The organism is Sphaerotilus natans, from assembly GCF_900156335.1.
Classification (GTDB): Bacteria; Pseudomonadota; Gammaproteobacteria; order Burkholderiales; family Burkholderiaceae_C; genus Sphaerotilus; species Sphaerotilus natans.
On sequence record NZ_FTMZ01000006.1, the window covers coordinates 129,875 to 147,638 of the forward strand.

General features: G+C 68.2%; 16 protein-coding genes. 12 read left to right on the top strand and 4 right to left on the bottom strand.

Translation table 11 applies throughout. The annotated features are described in order from the left end of the window. The first annotated feature begins 23 nt into the window (after positions 1-23). From BW996_RS07800 to BW996_RS07830, 7 genes are all read left to right on the top strand, one after another. Positions 24-899: a CheR family methyltransferase gene (locus tag BW996_RS07800; RefSeq protein ID WP_051632191.1), complete on the top strand. Its 876-nt coding sequence runs from the start codon at positions 24-26 to the stop codon at positions 897-899. Then, on the top strand, positions 896-1,324 hold the full coding sequence (locus BW996_RS07805; RefSeq protein ID WP_051632192.1) for a response regulator transcription factor: 429 nt from the start codon (positions 896-898) through the stop codon (positions 1,322-1,324). The genes BW996_RS07800 and BW996_RS07805 overlap by 4 nt, the downstream gene beginning before the upstream one ends. Next, positions 1,321-3,750 carry a chemotaxis protein CheA gene (locus tag BW996_RS07810; protein WP_037484618.1) on the top strand — a complete coding sequence of 810 codons (2,430 nt, stop codon included), beginning with the start codon at positions 1,321-1,323 and terminating at the stop codon, positions 3,748-3,750. Before BW996_RS07805 ends, BW996_RS07810 begins: the two co-directional genes overlap by 4 nt. Next, entirely contained in the window at positions 3,750-3,986 is a 237-nt protein-coding gene (locus BW996_RS07815; RefSeq protein WP_037484620.1) for a hypothetical protein, read from the top strand. The genes BW996_RS07810 and BW996_RS07815 overlap by 1 nt, the downstream gene beginning before the upstream one ends. A gap of 67 nt (positions 3,987-4,053) precedes the next feature. Continuing rightward, the gene (locus BW996_RS07820) at positions 4,054-4,419 is read left to right on the top strand and encodes a response regulator (RefSeq protein ID WP_037484623.1); all 366 of its coding nucleotides are present in this window, start codon (positions 4,054-4,056) and stop codon (positions 4,417-4,419) included. A 75-nt stretch (positions 4,420-4,494) separates the two neighbouring features. Next, positions 4,495-5,772 carry a methyl-accepting chemotaxis protein gene (locus BW996_RS07825; protein WP_162178001.1) on the top strand — a complete coding sequence of 426 codons (1,278 nt, stop codon included), beginning with the start codon at positions 4,495-4,497 and terminating at the stop codon, positions 5,770-5,772. A gap of 35 nt (positions 5,773-5,807) precedes the next feature. After that, positions 5,808-6,191, top strand: coding sequence for a response regulator (locus BW996_RS07830; protein ID WP_037484628.1), 384 nt, complete (start codon positions 5,808-5,810; stop codon positions 6,189-6,191). On the opposite strand, the gene BW996_RS07835 is transcribed toward BW996_RS07830, so the two are convergent. From BW996_RS07835 to BW996_RS07845, 3 genes are all read right to left on the bottom strand, one after another. Beyond that, on the bottom strand, positions 6,192-7,217 hold the full coding sequence (locus BW996_RS07835; protein ID WP_037484630.1) for an ABC transporter permease: 1,026 nt from the start codon (positions 7,215-7,217) through the stop codon (positions 6,192-6,194). A 56-nt stretch (positions 7,218-7,273) separates the two neighbouring features. Further along, the gene (locus BW996_RS07840) at positions 7,274-8,809 is read right to left on the bottom strand and encodes a sugar ABC transporter ATP-binding protein (protein ID WP_037484633.1); all 1,536 of its coding nucleotides are present in this window, start codon (positions 8,807-8,809) and stop codon (positions 7,274-7,276) included. An 85-nt stretch (positions 8,810-8,894) separates the two neighbouring features. After that, positions 8,895-9,824 carry a sugar ABC transporter substrate-binding protein gene (locus BW996_RS07845; protein WP_037484635.1) on the bottom strand — a complete coding sequence of 310 codons (930 nt, stop codon included), beginning with the start codon at positions 9,822-9,824 and terminating at the stop codon, positions 8,895-8,897. Positions 9,825-10,140: 316 nt separating this feature from the next. Between BW996_RS07845 and BW996_RS07850 the strand changes: the two genes are divergently transcribed. The 4 genes from BW996_RS07850 (at position 10,141) to iolB (ending at position 15,881) form a co-directional block, all read left to right on the top strand. Beyond that, complete coding sequence (locus BW996_RS07850; RefSeq protein ID WP_037484637.1) at positions 10,141-12,096, top strand: bifunctional 5-dehydro-2-deoxygluconokinase/5-dehydro-2-deoxyphosphogluconate aldolase; 1,956 nt, start codon at positions 10,141-10,143, stop codon at positions 12,094-12,096. Between the two features lie 38 nt (positions 12,097-12,134). Beyond that, complete coding sequence (iolD, locus tag BW996_RS07855) at positions 12,135-14,024, top strand: 3D-(3,5/4)-trihydroxycyclohexane-1,2-dione acylhydrolase (decyclizing) (protein WP_037484702.1); 1,890 nt, start codon at positions 12,135-12,137, stop codon at positions 14,022-14,024. A gap of 82 nt (positions 14,025-14,106) precedes the next feature. Beyond that, positions 14,107-15,045: a myo-inosose-2 dehydratase gene (gene iolE / locus BW996_RS07860; protein ID WP_037484639.1), complete on the top strand. Its 939-nt coding sequence runs from the start codon at positions 14,107-14,109 to the stop codon at positions 15,043-15,045. 20 nt (positions 15,046-15,065) lie between these two features. Further along, a complete protein-coding gene (gene iolB / locus BW996_RS07865) occupies positions 15,066-15,881 on the top strand; it encodes a 5-deoxy-glucuronate isomerase (protein WP_037484640.1) in 816 nt (271 codons plus the stop codon). 11 nt (positions 15,882-15,892) lie between these two features. On the opposite strand, the gene BW996_RS21645 is transcribed toward iolB, so the two are convergent. Further along, complete coding sequence (locus tag BW996_RS21645) at positions 15,893-17,488, bottom strand: methyl-accepting chemotaxis protein (RefSeq protein ID WP_051632193.1); 1,596 nt, start codon at positions 17,486-17,488, stop codon at positions 15,893-15,895. Between BW996_RS21645 and BW996_RS21650 the strand changes: the two genes are divergently transcribed. Further along, positions 17,487-17,699 (top strand): hypothetical protein, encoded by a 213-nt coding sequence (locus BW996_RS21650; protein WP_162178002.1) that lies wholly within the window; start codon positions 17,487-17,489, stop codon positions 17,697-17,699. The genes BW996_RS21645 and BW996_RS21650 overlap by 2 nt on opposite strands. Positions 17,700-17,764: the final 65 nt, after the last annotated feature.

The following is a 17,764-nucleotide window of genomic DNA, read 5'->3' on the forward strand; positions in this document are numbered from 1 at the left end:
CCGCCCCCGCGAAGGACAGGCCGATGAAAGCCGCCACCGCCCCCGCGATCGTCCAGCCGACGATCAGCGATGCGGACTTCCTGAAGTTCCGCGAATTCTTCTATCGCAAGACCGGCATCCACTTCGAGGAAAGCAAGCGCTACTTCGTCGACAAGCGCCTGATCGAGCGCATCGAGGCCACTGGCAGCGACAGCTTCCGGGCCTATTTCATCGCGCTGCGCTTCGAGGCCGATGGCCGCGAGCTGCAGCAGCTGGTCAACCTGATGACGGTCAACGAGACCTACTTCTTTCGCGAGAGCTACCAGTTCGACTGCCTGGTCAACGACATGCTCGACGAGGTGGTCCGGCGCAAGCGCAAGGGCAGCCGCATCCGGATCTGGTCCATTCCGTCGTCGACCGGCGAGGAGCCCTACTCGATCGCGATCTATCTGCTCGAGCGTTGGCGCCATATCGACGACTACGAGGTCGAGATCCTGTCCTCCGACATCGACACCACGGTGCTGGCGGCGGCCGAGCGTGGCGTCTACTCGGCCCGCTCGGTGGCCAATCTGCCCAAGCATTACCTGGACAAGTATTTCCGGCGCCTGTCCGACAACGAATACCAGATCTCGCGCGATCTGGTCGCTGCGGTCGACTTCAGCCGCGTCAATCTCAGCGATGCGGCCGACACCCGGCGCTTTCGCGACATCGACGTGATCTTCTGCCGCAACCTGCTGATCTATTTCGACGATCTGTCGCGCCGTCTTGCCGCCGAGGCGATGTACGACGCGCTCAACCCCGGCGGATTTGTCTGCCTGGGGCATTCGGAGTCGATGAGCCGGATTTCCTCGCTCTATGCCGTGCGCCGGTTCCCGGACGCGATGGTCTACCAGAAACCCCTCCCCGGAGACCGCCCATGAAGCACATCCTCGTGGTCGACGACGCCGCGACCGTGCGCATGTACCACCGCAAGATGCTCGGCGATGCCGGCTGGAGCGTCGACGAGGCCGTCAACGGGCTGGAAGCGCTCGAGCGGGTTCTTGCCCTTCCGCCAGGCCAGTGCTACGACCTTTATGTCGTCGACATCAACATGCCCAAGATGGACGGATATACCTTGGTGCGTGAGCTGCGGAGGCTGTCCCAGACCGCCCAGAAGCCCGTCCTGATGGTGTCGACCGAGGCGCAGATGCATGACGCGGTCGCAGCCGAGGAGGCGGGTGCCAATGTCTACCTCATCAAGCCGGCGCGACCCAAGGAGCTGGTCCTGACGGCGGCCTTGATGATGGGCGATGCCGAGACGGCACGCCGCGTCGCTGCTGGTCACACGCAGGGAGTCAGTGCATGAATTCGACCGAACTGCTTGAACAGTTCATCTTCGAGGCCAGAGAGTGCCTCGAACGCATCGGCCAGCGTTTGCTCGATGTCGAGAAGTCCCCCGACGACACGGAGCTTCTCAACGACCTGTTCCGTCAGGTCCACACGCTCAAGGGCAACTGCGGTCTGTTCGAGTTCAAGGCGCTGGAGCGTGTGGTCCATGCCGGCGAGGATCTGCTGGATCGGGTGCGCAATGGCCAGTTGACCTACGGTCCCGCCATCGCCGACACCTTGCTCGAGTCGATGGATTTCACCGCCGAGCTGATCGACACGATCGCGTCCCAGGGTCAGCTACCTGCGCATGCAGACGAGCGAGCCGGGCCGATCGCCCAGCGTCTGCGCCAGCACATGGGCATGCCTGCGGCGCCTGCAGCCCCCAGCGCCGGTTCCCTTGCGGTTCAGCCGCGGAACGCGGATGCATCCATTCCGTCGCCTGCACCGCTGCCGGCCTGGACCGCGCGCATTCCCGAGGCGGCTCGCCAGGCAGGACGCATCGCGGTGCGCTACCAGCCCGAGCCCGACTGCTTCTTCAAGGGTGAGGACCCCTGGCATCACGCCCGACTGACCCCGGCGCTGCGCCATCTCTCGGTCGAGGCTCGCCAGCCCTGGCCGACGACGGACGATTTCGACTGCTATGCCTGCAATCTCGATCTGGTGATCCTCAGCGATGCCACTCAGGCCGAGGTCGCTGCGCATTTCCGCTACGTGCCCGAGCAGATCGAGTTGCTGGAGATGCCGGCGCCTGCGGGCGCCCCGGTGATGCCGGTCGCACCGATGGTGCGCAGCGAGGCGGATGGATCGCGCGACGCGGCTCCGTCGATCGATGCGGCCGACGAGCACGAGGCGCTGATGCTCAGGCGCCTGCAGCAGATCTGGGACGACCAGTGCCGGCTGCTGGGCCGTGCCGGCGTGGCCGCGGGCACGGTGGCCGCCACGCGTGCGACGCTGCAGAACCTGCTGAGCTGCATCGACGACGAGGCTGCGCGCAGCGCGCATGCCGCGCTGGCCCTGCTGCCGCCAGGGCCGGCGCCGCTGCTGCAGTGGGCGCGCCAGCATCGGCCTGGCTGTGCTGCGGCCGGGCAGGCCGATCAGCCGCCGCTGACTGCATCGGGCGGCACATCTTCGGAGCCGGCCGTCGGCAGTCCGACTGCGCAGATTGTGCCGCGCGGGTCGGCGGGCCAGGGGGGTCAGGCGAGCGACGAGCCCGGCTCGCCCGAACGCGGCCAGAAGGTGCTGAAGGTCTCGCAGGACAAGATCGACCGGCTGATGGAGCTGATCGGCGAGATGGTGGTGGCCAAGAACGCCCTGCCCTATCTGGCCACGCGCGCCGAGACGGTGTTCCAGCAGCGCGAGCTGGCGCGCGAGATCAAGGCGCAGTACTCGGTGATCAACCGCATCGCCGAGGACATGCAGCACGCGATCATGCAGGTGCGCATGCTGCCGGTCGGGATCATCTTCCAGCGCTTCGGCCGGCTGGTGCGCGACATCGGCAAGAAGCTCGGCAAGGACGTCTCCCTGGTGGTCGAGGGCGAGGAGACCGAGGCCGACAAGAACGTCATCGAGTCGCTGGCCGACCCGCTGATCCACATCCTGCGCAACAGCCTGGACCACGGGCTGGAGACACCGGATGTACGCGTGGCCAGCGGCAAGCCGCCGCAGGGCGTGCTGCGGGTCTCGGCGCGCCAGGAAGGCGACCGCGTCGTGCTGACGATCAGCGACGACGGCGCCGGCATCGATACCGAGCGAGTGCGGGCCAAGGCCGTCGAGCGCGGCCTGATCCCGGCCGATCGGGCCTCCTCGCTCAGCGATGTCGAGGCGGTGCAGCTGGTCTTCCTGCCGGGATTCTCCACGGCCGAGTCGATCTCCGACCTGTCCGGGCGCGGCGTGGGCATGGACGTGGTGCGCACCGCGGTCGAGCGCATCAACGGCCAGGTCGAGCTCGAGAGCGAGCGCGGTCGCGGCACCATGGTGCGGCTGACGCTGCCGCTGTCGATGGCGGTGACCAACGTGATGATGATCGAGGCTGGCGGGCGCCACTTCGGCGTGCCGATGGACCTGATCGTCGAGACGGTGCGGGTGCCGGCCGAGGAGATCCACCACTTCAAGCGATCGCAGACGACAGTGCTGCGCGGGCGCATCGTGCCGCTGCGCGCGTTGTCGGAAATGCTCGGCATGGACCAGCCTCCCCTGCCCAACAGCGACGGCGAGCTGGCGGTGCTGGTGGTGAGGCTCGGCAGCGAGAGCATCGGCCTGCTGGTCGACAACTTCCACGGCACCTCCGACATCATTCTCAAGCCGCTCGAGGGCGTGCTGGCGGGCATCACCGGCTTTGCCGGCACCGCGCTGATGGGCGATGGCAGCGTGCTGATGATCCTCAACCCGAAGGAGCTGGTCTGATGGGCATCCGCTACCTGAAGAAATCCGCCACGCTGCAGGGCCGAATCAGCGCCGAGGAGGCCGAAGCGCTGCAGCAGTGGCTCAAGTCGCAGCCCCGGGCGGCCGTTAACGTGGGCAAGTGCGAGCACATGCATGCTGCGGTGCTCCAGGTGCTGCTGGCCATGCGGCCCCGGGTGACGGGAACGCCGGCCGACCCCTGGCTCCAGGCGGCCCTGGCACCGCAAGCCTCGTCATGAGGCGAGCACAGCCACAGCCGCCGTCGTGCCTAGCCGACTTTTTTCATGAACCGCAGGGGGCTCCCCGATGAAACACGTCTTTTTGGTCGACGACTCCGCCACGATGCTGATGAGCCTGAAGGGCACGCTGGAGATGAGCGGCTTCAAGGTCGACACCGCCGGCGACGGTCAGGCGGCACTGGATCGCATCAAGTCCGGCCTGAAGCCCGACCTGATCATCACCGACATCAACATGCCCCGCATGGACGGCATCCAGCTGATCCGCGAGGCGCGCAAGCTGCTGCGCTTCACCCCGATCCTGGCGCTGACCACCGAAAGCCAGCAGGGCAAGCGCGACGAGGCCAAGAAGAACGGGGCCACCGGCTGGCTGGTCAAGCCGGTCGGCGGCTCCGATCTGGTCAAGGTCATCAAGCAGGTGCTGCCCGGAGCCTGAGCCCGACCGCCCGCCAGAACGTTTCACTTTCCTCTGCGCATGCAGCAGCGAGCCGGCAGTACGCACGAGCACACCATGAACCAGAGAACGGACACGACCTCGCCTCCGCATGTCGCCCCACCGGCATGGCGCCGACTGAATGCCCGTCATGCCGTGCTGGGCGGTCTGGGGCTGCTGACCGCCGCGGTGCATCTGACCTGGCCAGGACTGGTCAGCTCGGAAACGGCCTTCACGCTGATCGGCGGCCTGGTCACCGGTCATGCTCTGGGACGCTGGGCCGGCCCGAGCGGCCGGGTCCGGCAAGACCGAGCCGCCGACGTCATCGCGCAGGATATCGGCACGCTGCGCCAGGCCTTCGGCATTCTCGAGGCCCAGGTCAAGGCGACGATCAAGACCTCGGAAGATGCGGTGATGTCGATGATGGAGCGCATGCAGCGGGTGCATGCCACCGTCATCCAGCTGCATGAGCGGGTCGATCAGGCGGTCGGGCGATCGCACAGCCTCTCGGCGGAGACCCTGTCGCGGGCGAGCCAGCACACCGCGGCCGTCAGCGCGCTGGCCGAGCATCAGAAGAGCGTCGAGCAGGGACGCGACGAGAGCGTGCTGCGCGTTCGGGCGGTGGCCGACCAGGTCCGTGCGCTCATGCCGCTGGCCGAACTGATCTCCAACATCTCGCGCCAGACCAATCTGCTGGCGATCAATGCCTCGATCGAGGCTGCGCGCGCCGGCCAGGAGGGCGCAGGCTTCAAGGTGGTGGCGGCCGAGGTGCGCAATCTCTCGACCCAGACCGCCGAAGCGGCGCAGAAGATCACCGAGGGCATCGCCCATGCCGCCGAGCAGATCGACCTGCAGTCGGCTGCCCGTTCCGCCGGCGGTGACCGAGGCCCTTCGTCCAGCACCGCCGAGCAGCTCGACGAGATCGCCAGCCACATCGAGACCATGAGCCGCACCCTGGGCGATGTCGTGCCCTATCTGGGTGATCTCTCCTCCAGCATGGACAGCACCATCCGGGTGATGACCCAGGACGTGATCGACACGCTGGGCGATATGCAGTTCCAGGACATCAATCGCCAGATGCTCGAGCAGGTCAACATGGCGCTGGTGGGCATGTCGGAGCACTTCTCCCAGCTCTACGAACTGCTCGACGGCGATGCGCCGCCGCCGCCCGTCCAGCTCGAGCACCTGATCACCCGCTGGAGCGAGAACTATGTGATGCACAGCCAGCGCAAGGCCCATGCCCAGGCCACCGGCGGCGCTGGCGTCTCGGGCTCATCGGGTTTCGTGCCATCTCGCGCGCAGCCCGAGCTGGCTGCGGTCAGCGAGCCGGCCGGGCCCAAGATCGAGCTGTTCTGAACTTGTAGATCCTGCCCTTTATCCCGGAGGAGACGATGCAGACCATCCTGGTGGTGGAGGACTCGGCCACGATGCGCCAGAGTCTCCAGAACACGCTCGAGATGAGCGGCTACGCGGTCGTGCTGGCGCCAGAAGGCCAGACGGCGCTGACGCGGCTGCAGTCCGGGCTGCGCCCGGACCTGATCATCACCGACATCAATATGCCCTGCATGGACGGCATTTCCTTCATCGTCGAGACGCGCAAGCTGCTGCGCTTCACCCCGATACTGGCCCTGACGACCCGCGACCAGCAGGCCAAACGCGATCAAGCCAAGAACATCGGTGCCACCGGCTGGCTGATCAAGCCGGTCGGGGGCAGCGAGCTGATCCGGCTGATCAAGCCCTTGCTGCCCCCGCAGAATCCGTCCGGTCGAGCCTGATCAGCCGCGGCGGTTGCGCTGGCGATACTGGTCGGCCACCACCGCCGCGACGATGATCGCGCCCTTGACCATCTCCTGGTAATAGGCGTCGATGCGGATGAAGGTGAAGCCGGAGGTCATCACGCCCAGGATCAGCACGCCGATCACGGTGCCGGTGATGCGGCCCAGGCCGCCGGCCAGCGAGGTGCCGCCGATCACGACCGCGGCGATCGCGTCGAGCTCGTACATCACGCCCATGCCGGACTGGCCGGAGACGGCGCGTGCGGCGGTCACCGTGCCGGCGATGCCCGCCAGCAGGCCGGCGATCGAGTAGACCCAGATCAGGTGGCGGTTGACGTTGATGCCCGAGACGCGTGCCGCCTGGCGGTTGGCGCCGATCGCGTAGGTGAACTTGCCGAAGCGGGTGTAGCGCAGCACCACATGGAAGATGGCCGCCAGCACCAGGAAGATGATGACCGGATTGGCGCCTGCGCCGATCCATGCGAAGTCGTCGGTCAGCATCGACACCGGCATGCCGTTGGTGAACCACTTGGCAAAGCCCCGTGCGGCCACCATCGTGCCCAGCGTGGCGATGAAGGCGGGAATCGCGGTGTAGGCGATCAGCGCGCCGTTGATCAGTCCGACGATCAGGCCGACCGTCGCGCCGGCCAGGACCGGCCAGATGATCGGCAGGTCGGTCAGGTGCGGGAAGATCGCGCGGGGGAAATCCGACACCTGCGCCAGGCTGGCCGAGACAACCGCGGCGGCCGCCACCACCGAGCCCGAGGACAGGTCGATGCCGCTGGTGATGATCACCAGGTTGACGCCGATGGCGATGATGCCGATGACCGCCATCTGCAGGATGATGATCTGCAGGCGATCGACATTCATCAGGAAGCTCTGGCCGTTGACCCACCAGCCCAGGCCCTCGAACAGCAGGCAGATGCCCATCAGCACCAGGAAGATGCTGGTCTCGGGGGGCCACTTGCGCTTGGCCGGCTTGAAGGTCATCGACTGTGCGCCGACAGTCGCGTTGGTGCTTGCCATGAAGGTCTCCGCTTCGGTGATTTCGTTGATCTCGTTGATGTTCGTGTGCCGGGAATTCAGCGCGAGGCCAGGTCCATGATGGTCACCTGATCGGCCTGCGCACGGTCGACGATGCCGGTCATGCGGCCCTCGTGCATGACCATGACCCGGTCGCTCATGCCGAGCACCTCGGGCATTTCCGAGGAAATCATCAGCACCGCGACGCCCTCGCCCGCGAGCTTGCTCACCAGGCGGTGGATTTCGGCCTTGGCGCCGACGTCGATGCCTCGTGTCGGCTCGTCGAGGATCAGGATCTTCGGGCGGGTCAGCAGCCAGCGCCCGATCAGCACCTTCTGCTGGTTGCCGCCGGAGAGGTTCTGGATGACCTCTTCCAGGTTGGGCGTCTTCACGCGCAGCGTGCGGCTCATTTCCTCGCAGTCGCGCTTGAGCGCGGCCTCCTGGACGAAGCCGAACTTGACGTAGCGGTCGTGCAGCACGGCCGTCTCCATGTTGGAGAGGATGTCCAGGATCAGGAAGCAGCCGGTGTCCTTGCGGTCTTCCGTCAAGAAGGCCATGCCGTGCTTCATCGCGGTGGCGGGCGAATCGATCTTCACCGCCTCGCCGCGGATCGCGATCGTGCCGCCGGTGGCCGGCACGACGCCGAACAGCGCCTCGGCCACGTTGGAGCGGCCTGAGCCGACCAGGCCCGCCAGGCCCAGGATCTCGCCGGCACGCAGGTCGAAGCTCACGCCCTCGAAGATGCCCTCGACCTTCAGGTCCTTGACGGACAGGACCACGCTGCCGATCGGCACCTCTTCCTTGGGGAACATCTGCGTGATCTCGCGCCCGACCATCATGCGGATGATGTCGTCGCGGGTCACGTCCTTCGAGGCGTGGGTGCCGATGTACTTGCCGTCGCGGAACACCGAGAACTCGTCGGCGATCTCGAACAGCTCGTTCATCTTGTGCGTGATGTAGACGATGCCCTTGCCCTGGCTGCGCAGCTGCCGAATGATGCGGAACAGGTGGGCGACCTCCTTGTCGGTCAGCGCCGAGGTCGGCTCGTCCATGATCAGCACGTCCGAGTCGAAGGACACCGCCTTGGCGATCTCCACCATCTGGCGGCTGGCGATGGACAGGCCCTGGATCTCGGTCTCGGGATCGAGGTCGATGGCCAGGCGGTCGAACAGCGCCTGGGTGCGCCGGCGCATCTCGGCATGGTCGACCAGGCCGAGGCGATTCTTGGGCTCGCGGCGGATCCAGATGTTTTCCGCGATCGTCATGAAGGGCATCAGGTTGAGTTCCTGATGGATCATCGCGATGCCGCGGTCGAGCGCGTCGAGCGGACCGCGCAGCGCGACCGGCTGGCCCTTGATGCGGATCTCGCCCTGGTCGGGCATGTAGACGCCGGCAATGATCTTCATCAGCGTCGACTTGCCCGCGCCGTTCTCGCCCATCAGCGCGTGCACCGTGCCGGCGCGCAGGCTGAACTGCACGTTGTCGAGTGCGACGACGCCGGGAAAGGCCTTGCGGATGCCCTGGATCGCCAGCAGCGGCGGTGCGGCAGAAGGTGCGGCCGCATCGGGCCGCTCGACGGTGGCGGTGTCGGACATCGGGGTCTCGCGGGGTTCGGATCGGGGGGAAGGACAAGGGCGTCGGGCGGCACGCGGGCCGCCCGGGATCAGCGCTGCGGCGCGATCAGTTCTTGCCGGCGTACTTGCTCAGGTTTTCCGGCGTGACCAGCTCGAAGGGCACGTTGACGAAGCGGTCGACAGGCTGCTTCTTGATCAGCTTGAGCGCGGCGTCCACCGAGCCTGCGCCCTGGCCGGCGGCGTTCTGGAACACCGTGACCTTCAGCTCGCCGGCCTTCATCGAGGCCAGCGCGTCCGGGGTGGCATCGATGCCGGCCACGATGCTCTGCGGCGTCCACTTCTTGGCGGCCTTCAGCGCGTTGATCGCGCCCAGCGCCATCTCGTCGTTGTTGGCGATGATGGCGTCGAACTTCATGCCCGACGACAGCCAGTTGGTGGTGATGTCCTGCGCGGCGGTGCGGCTCCACTTGCCCTCGCGCTTGTCGGCGATCTTCAGGCCCGAGCACTCCTTGGTCTTGACGACATCCTCGATGTCCTGGGTGCGGGTGCGCGCGGCCTCGTTGGAGAGTTCGCCCATCAGCACCAGCACCGTGCCCTTGCCGCCCAGCAGCTTGCAGACCTGCTGGGTCTGCAGCGTGCCCGAGACCTTCTCGTCGGAGGCGACGAAGGCCACGCCGGCGGGCAGCTTGGCGAAGTCGGCCGGCTTGCGGTTGACGTAGATCAGCGGAATCTTGGCGTCGGTCACCATCTTGGTGATCTTCGGCGTCACGTCGGTGTCGACCGGGTTGACGATGATCGCGTCGAACTTCTGCGCGATCATGTTCTGGATCTGGCTGAGCTGCTTGCCCACGTCGTTGCCGGCGTCCTCGAGCTGGGCCGAGGCACCGGCCTTCTTGGCCGAATCGTTGATGCCGTTGCGCAGGATGGTCAGGAAGGTGTCGTCGAAGGCCGCCATCGTCACGCCGATCTTCTGGGCGTGGGCCATGGGGGTGGCCAGCGTGCCTGCAACTGCAACAGCCATCAGCATCTTCTTCATCTCTGTCTCCTCGTCGAAGTCGGCGCCCTGGGCGCCATCCGGTTGGGTGGGTGAGCTCGTGACCGGCCTGTGTCCCTGCGCGGGCCCTGGTGTCTGTCTGCGGGCACCGTGCTGTTTGTCCGGCACGGTGGCAACTGTAGCTTCAAGCGCTAGAATTTTGGAAACACATTTCTAAGTGAATACACCTAAGGAATTGTTTTTCCGTCGCTTCTAGACTGAGCGCCAACTTCCGCACAAGCCTGCGCATCAGCGCATCAGCGTTTGTATTTGCCTTCGCAGCCTTCGGGCTGCCTCCACCTCAGGCCGGACACCTTTCATGAGCATCCTGAACTTCCCCGCCGGGCGCCGCATCGACCTGGCCTGCCTGGGCCGCGTCGCGGTCGATCTGTACGCGCAGCAATTCGGCAGCCGCCTGGAGGATGCACGCAGCCTCCAGATGTACCTGGGCGGCTCCTCGGGCAATGTCGCGTTCGGCGTGGCGCGCCTGGGGCTGAAGACCGCGATGGTCTCGCGCGTCGGCAATGACCAGATGGGCAATTTCCTGCGCGAGACGCTCGAGCGCGAAGGCTGCGACACGTCGGCGCTGCAGACCGACCCCGAGCGCCTGACCGCGCTGGTGCTGCTGGGCCTGAAGGACCGCGACACCTTCCCGCTGCTGTTCGTGCGCGAGAACTGCGCCGACATGGCGGTGCGCGCCGACGAGATCCGCGAGGACTTCATCGCCGAGTGCCGCGCGCTGGCCCTGACCGGCACCCACCTCTCGACGCCGACCACCCGCGAGGCGGCGCTGACCGCGCTGGGCTACGCCAAGAAGCACGGCACGGTGCGCATCCTCGACATCGACTACCGCCCGGTGCTGTGGGGCCTGACCTCGCGCGGCGCCGGCGAGAACCGCTACGTGCCGGACGCGCGTGTCACGCAGCAGCTCCAGCAGGTGCTGGGCGAGTTCGACCTGCTCGTCGGCACCGAGGAGGAATTCCTGATTGCCGGCGGCGTGCCCGGCGACCTGATGGCCTGCCTGCGCGCGGTGCGTGCGGTCTCCGGCGCGGTGCTGGTGGTCAAGCGCGGCGCGCTGGGCTGCTGCGTCATCGAGGGCGACATTCCGGCCGAGATCGACCACGCGCCGACCTTCCGCGGCGAGCGCGTCGAGGTGCTCAACGTGCTGGGCGCCGGAGACGCCTTCCTGTCGGGCCTGCTGGCGAGCCTGCTGCGCGGCCAGGACTGGCTGGAGGCCACCCGCACCGCCAACGCCTGCGGCGCCATCGTCGTCTCGCGCCACGCCTGCTCGGCGGCGATGCCCACGCCGGCGGAGCTGGCGCACTGGTTCTCCGGCAGCCGCAACCCCAAGGTCGATGCCGACCGCGATCTGGCGCACCTGCACCGGGTCAGCCCGGCGCGCGCCGTCTGGGACGAGCTGTGCGTGATGGCCTTCGACCACCGCAGCCAGTTCTATGACCTGGCGCGCGAGGCCGGCGCCGACGAGTCGAGGATCCCGGCGCTGAAGCAGCTGCTGGTGAAGGCGGCCGAGCAGGTGGAAGTCAGCCACCAGCTCCAGGGCCACACCGGCGTGCTGATCGACGGCGGCGACTACGGCCAGGACGCGCTGGCCGCCGCCACCGGCCGCGGCTGGTGGGTGGGCCGCCCGGTCGAGCTGCCGGGCTCGCGCCCCTTGCGCTTCGACGGCACCCGCTCGGTGGGTTCGGCGCTGATCCACTGGCCGACCGAGCAGGTGGTCAAGTGCCTGGTGCACTACCACCCGGACGACGCGGTGGACCTGCGCCTGGAGCAGGAGCAGCGCGTGCTCGAGCTCTGGGAAGCCACCCGCGAGAGCGGCAACGAGCTGCTGCTGGAGATCATCGCCCCGAAGGCGATGACGGCTGCCGGCACCGAGGACGAGGTGGTGCTGCGCGCGGTCAAGCGCTTCTACAACCTGGGCGTGCGGCCGGAATGGTGGAAGCTCGCGCCGATGAGCGTCGAGGGCTGGAGCCGCCTGGCCGCGCTGGTGGCCGAGCGCGACGGCCACTGCCGCGGTGCGGTCATCCTGGGCCTGAACCAGCCGCTGCAGTACCTGGCCGACAGCTTCGCGCAGGCCACCAACCCGATCGTCAAGGGCTTCATGGTCGGGCGCACGCTGTGGGTCGAGGCCTCGCTGAAGTGGTTCGCCGGCCAGATCGACGATGCGGCCTTCATCGACGAGGTGGCGCGCAACTTCGCCACGCTGGTCGAGGCCTGGAAACGCCGCCACGACGGCCGCCACGCCGCCGCCGCCTGAACGCTTTTGTTCCCCAGAATTCCCGAGCGAGATCGATGATGGACAGGAAGACCGTGAGACTGACCGTGGCCCAGGCGCTGGTGCGCTATCTGGCCGCGCTGAAGGCGGAAGTCACCCAGCCCGACGGCCGCACCGAGGTGCTGCCCTACTGCGGCGGCGTGTTCTCGATCTTCGGCCACGGCAACGTGGCCGGCCTGGGCGAGGCGCTGCAGGCCGAGAAGGCGGTGCTGCCGACCTTCCGCGCCCACAACGAGCAGGGCATGGCCAACGCGGCCATCGCCTACGCCAAGACGAACTTCCGCCAGCGCATCATGGCGGTGACCTCCAGCATCGGGCCGGGCGCGACCAACATGGTCACCTCGGCCGCGCTGGCGCATGTCGCCCGCCTGCCGGTGCTGCTGCTGCCCGGCGACGTCTTCGTCAGCCGCCTGCCCGACCCGGTGCTGCAGCAGGTCGAGAGCTTCGAGCAGGGCGACCTCAGCGCCAACGACTGCTTCCGCCCGGTGACGCGCTACTTCGACCGCATCACCACGCCCGAGCAGCTGCTGGTGGCGCTGCCGCGGGCGATTGCAGTGATGACCGATCCCGCCCAGTGCGGCCCGGTCTGCCTGGCGCTGCCGCAGGACGTGCAGACCTTCGCCCACGACTGGCCGGAGGACTTCTTCCAGCCCGAGGTGATCCGCTTCCGCCGCCCGCCGGCCGAGGCGCGCGAGCTGACTGCAGCCGCCGAGCTGCTGAAGTCGGCCAGGAAGCCGCTGATCGTCGCCGGGGGCGGCGTGCTCTACAGCCAGGCCTGGGACGCGCTGCGCGACTTCGCCGAGGCCCACGGCATCCCGGTGGCCGAGTCGCAGGCCGGCAAGGGCAGCCTGGCCTGGAACCATCCGCTCAACCTGGGCTCGATCGGCGTGACCGGCTCGCCGGCGGCCAACCGCCTGGCCGAGGACTGCGATCTCGTCTTCGCCGTCGGCACGCGGCTGCAGGACTTCACCACCGGCTCGCATGCGCTCTACGCCCACGCGAAGCTGCTGAGCCTGAACGTGCAGCCCTTCGACGCCGGCAAGAAGCGCGGCCGCATGCTGGTGGCCGACGCCCGTGACGGCCTGGCCCAGCTCGGCGCCGCGCTGGGCGCCTGGACGGCCGACGCCGCCTGGACCGCGCAGGCGCGCGACCTGGCCGCCGGCTGGGTGGCGCGCGTCGCCGAGCTGACGCTCAACACGCCCGCCGCCGGCACCCTGCCCTATGACGCCGAGGTGATCGGCGCGGTGCGCGAGTCGGCCGCCGACATCGGCCTCGATTCGGGCGCCAGCGACATTGTCGTCTGCGCTGCCGGCACGCTGCCCGCCGAGCTGCACAAGCTCTGGCGCTCGGGCGTGCCCGGCAACTACCACATGGACTACGCCTACTCGTGCATGGGCTACGAGGTCGCCGGCGGCCTGGGCGCGAAGATGGCCCGCCCCGAGCGCGAGGTGATCGTCATGGTGGGCGACGGCTCCTACATGATGCTCAACAACGAGCTGGCCACCTCGGTCATGCTCGGGCGCAAGATCATCGTCGTGCTGCTGGACAACCGCGGCTACGGCTGCATCGAGCGGCTGCAGGTCAAGTCGGGCGGCGCGAGCTTCAACAACATGCTCGACGACTGCATCCCCGAGGGCGGCGTGCCCTCGGCGATCGACTTCGCGATGAACGGCCGCTCGCTGGGCGCCGAGTCCGTGCACGTGCGCGACGTCGCCGAGCTGCGCCGCGAGATGGCGCGCGCGCGCCGCGCCACCCGCAGCCAGGTGCTGGTGATCGACACCACGCACCACCGCACCACCGGCGACGGCGGCGCCTGGTGGGAGGTCGCCATCCCGCAGGTCTCGCAGCGCCCCGAGGTCGAGGCCGCGCACGCGCGCTACCTCGACGCCAAGAAGAAGCAGTTCAACTGAAACTGAACCACCGAGCTGCCCGCCCGAAGATTTCCGACCCCTCGCAGACCGCATTCACTGCTTTTCGATTAGGAACCCCACCATGTCCTGGAACGTCCGCATCGGCATCAATCCCCTGTCCTGGATGAACGACGACCTGCCCTCGCTGGGCGGCGAGACCCCGCTGGAGACGGCGCTCTCCGAAGGCCGCGAGATCGGCTACGCCGGCTTCGAGCTGGGCAACAAGTTCCCCAAGGACGGCCCCGGCCTGAAGGCCAAGCTCGACGAGTTCGGCCTGGTCTGCGTCTCGGGCTGGTATTCCGGCTTCCTGGCCGAGGTGCCCGCCGGCCAGACCGACGCGCAGGCCGTCGCCGCCGAGATCGAGCGCGCCCAGGCCCACCTGCGCAAGCTGCAGTACAACGGCGTCAAGGTGGTCGTCTACGGCGAGTGCGCCGGCACCATCCAGGGCCAGATCGACACCCCGGTGGCCAAGCGCCCGAAGTTCAAGGACGAGGCCGCCTGGGCCGGCTACGCCGCACGCCTGAACGCCTTCGGCCAGCACCTGATCGAGACCTACGGCATCAAGCTGGCCTATCACCACCACATGGGCGCCTATGTCGAGAGCCCGGCCGACGTGGACAAGCTGATGGCCCTGACCGATCCGGCCAAGGTCTTCCTGCTGTTCGACACCGGCCACGCCTACTTCGGCGGCGCCGCCGACCCGGTCACGGTGCTGAAGAAGCATGTCGGCCGCGTGGTGCACGTGCACTGCAAGGACGTGCGCGCCCAGGTCATCGCCAAGGCGCGCAACGAGAGCTGGAGCTTCCTCAACGGCGTCATCAACGGCACCTTCACCGTGCCGGGCGATGGCGTGATCGACTACGACGCCGTGCTCTCGACGCTGCACGATGCCGGCTACGAAGGCTGGCTGGTGGTCGAGGCCGAGCAGGATCCGGCCGTGGCCCCGAGCTACGAGTACGCCAAGAAGGGCTACGACACGCTGCGCGCCATCGTCGATCGCATCGACGCCACCGCGGTCTGACCCCGCCCGCAGGAGCCGACATGCCCCAGTCTCCCCTGCTGGTCAAGGCCGCCGACGGCCGCCAGATCTGCGACATCACGCCCGAGCGCGCCGGCTGGACGCACGTGGGCTTTCGCGCGCTGCGCCTGCAGGCCGGCGAGCACGAGTCGCTCGACACCGGTGCGCGCGAGCTCTGCCTGGTCGTGCTGACCGGCACCGTCGACGTGCAGGTCGGTGGCGCGACGCACGCGGGCCTGGGCTCGCGCGAGAGCGTCTTCGAGGAGAAGTCGCCTGACGCGCTCTACGTGCCCGGCGGCGAGGCGGTCGTCATCACCGCGCGCGGCGCGGCGGAGGTGGCGCTGTGCACCGCCCCGTACGAGGGCGGCAAGTCGGTGCGCCGCATCGACGGCAGCACCATGCGCCGCAGCGTGCGCGGCCAGGGCAGCAACACCCGCTACGTCTGCGACGTGCTGATGGCCGACGACCCGACCGCCGATCACCTGCTGGTGACCGAGGTCATCACGCCGGGCGGCCATTCGAGCAGCTACCCCCCGCACAAGCACGACCGCGACGTGCCGCCGGAGGAGACACTGCTGGAGGAGACCTACTACCACCGCCTCAACCCGCCGCAGGGCTTCGCCTTCCAGCGCGTCTACACCGACGACCGCAGCCTCGACGAGGCCTGCGTGGTCGAGGACCACGACGTGGTGATGGTGCCGCGCGGCTACCACCCCTGCGTGGCGCCGCACGGCTACGACCTGTACTACCTCAACGTGATGGCCGGTCCCGGTCGCGCCTGGCATTTCAAGAATGACCCGGCGCACGAGTGGATGCTGCAGACCCCGCCCAAGGCCTGATCCGAGCGGTCTCAGGCCGCCTCGGCCTGCAGCCGGAAGTCGCCGACCAGCTCGCCGAGCCGGTCGGCCTGCTCGGTCAGGGCGCTGACCGCAGCGGCGGTCTGCTCGGCCATCGCCGCGTTCTGCTGCGCCACCGCGTCGAGCTGCTGCAGCGCCCCGCGCGTCTGCTCCAGCCCGCCCATCTGGCCGCTGGCCTGCTGCGAGATGGTCGTGATCAGGCCGAAGACCTGCTCGATCGAGCACATCAGCGCCTGCGTGCTGTCGCCGGCCAGGCGCACCTGCTGCGAGCCGGCGGCCACCTTGTCGAGCGAATCGCCGATCAGCGACTTGATCTCGCGCGCGGCCTGGGTGCTGCGCTGCGCCAGGCTGCGCACCTCGCCGGCCACCACCGCGAAGCCGCGGCCCTGCTCGCCGGCCCGGGCCGCTTCCACCGCGGCATTTAGCGCCAGGATGTTGGTCTGGAAGGCGATGCCGTCGATGATGCCGATGATGTCGGAGATCTTGCGCGCGGCCGTCTCGACCTCGCCCATCGTCGACACCGCCTGCGAGACGGTGCGCCCGCCATGGGTCGCCACCTCGCTGGCCGAGCGCGCCAGCTCGTCGGCCTGGCGGGCCGAGCCACCGGTCTCGGTGACCGAGCCGCTCAGCGTGTCGAGCGTGCCCAGCGTCACCTGCAGCGTCGCTGCGGCCTGCTCGGCGCGCTGGCTCAGGTCCTGGCTGCCGCTGGCGAGCTCGCCGCCGGCCAGGCTGATCGATGCCGCGGCCTCGTGCACGCCGCTGACCATGCGGTTCATCTGCTGGCGCAGATCCTCGAGTGCCTGCAGCACCTCGCCGATCTCGTCGGCGCGGCCCGGCGGGATCGGCCGCGACAGGTCGTGCGAGGCCATCTGCGCGGCGGCATCGACCGCCTGGCGCAGGCCGCGGCTGATGTCGCGCGTCAGCCAGGTGCCCAGTCCGGCCGCCACCAGCAGCGCAAGCACCGCACCGCCGAGCAGCACCTGGCGGGCCTGCGTGGCCACCGGTGCGGCCGCCTCGGCCACCTGGCGCTGCGCGGCATCATCCCAGTCGCTGAGCGTGCGCAGCGCCTGCGTCCAGGCGACCAGTTTCTCTTCCTGCTTTTCCTGCTCGTAGCTCATCGCGACCCGGATGCCGAAGGCCACCGCCGCCTCGCCGCGGCTGGCGTACTCCTTGCGCGCCTGCGCGATGATGATCACGGCCTGGTCCTGGGCGGCGCGCGCCGCGTCCAGCAGCTTGCGCCCTTGCGGATCGTTCACGGTCGTGCGCGCCTGGTCGAAGGCCGCAGTGCAGGTCTTCACCTGTCCTTCGAGATTGCGGTAGAGCGCCTCGATCGAGGTGGGGTCCGCGGCGGCGAAGCTGCGCAGCGTCGAGCCGTAGGCCTGGGCGCAGCGCTCGAGGTCGCGCACCATGCGGCTGCGCTCGGCTTCGGCGCCGGCCAGACGCACCAGCGTGCGATCAAGCATCTCGATGCGCTGCAGCGCCAGGCCGCTCAGGGCCAGCAACAGCAGCAGCATCGCGGCAAAACCCAGGGCCAGCCGGTGGGACAGACGCAGGCCGGAGGGGGGCGGGCGATGAGGATGGAAGGTCATGGCATGGAGCAGTCCGACCGACGCCGGCTGCGAAGCGGCAGAGTGTCTGATTGGACCGAATGACGGTTTTTTGCATCTCATGAAATCACTTGCGGAAACCGCGCATTCCCATGCCGGTTCGGCACGAAGCGGAAATTTCCGATCAAAAAGTGAGAAAAATGACGTGGCGTTGACAGCGCGCTGGCAGGCCGTGCTTTCTCCGGCAAAATAGTTGGTACCAATCTGTTTTGCTGCCTGGATCGCTGTTTCCCCGGGCTTGTCCCGGATGATGCGCCG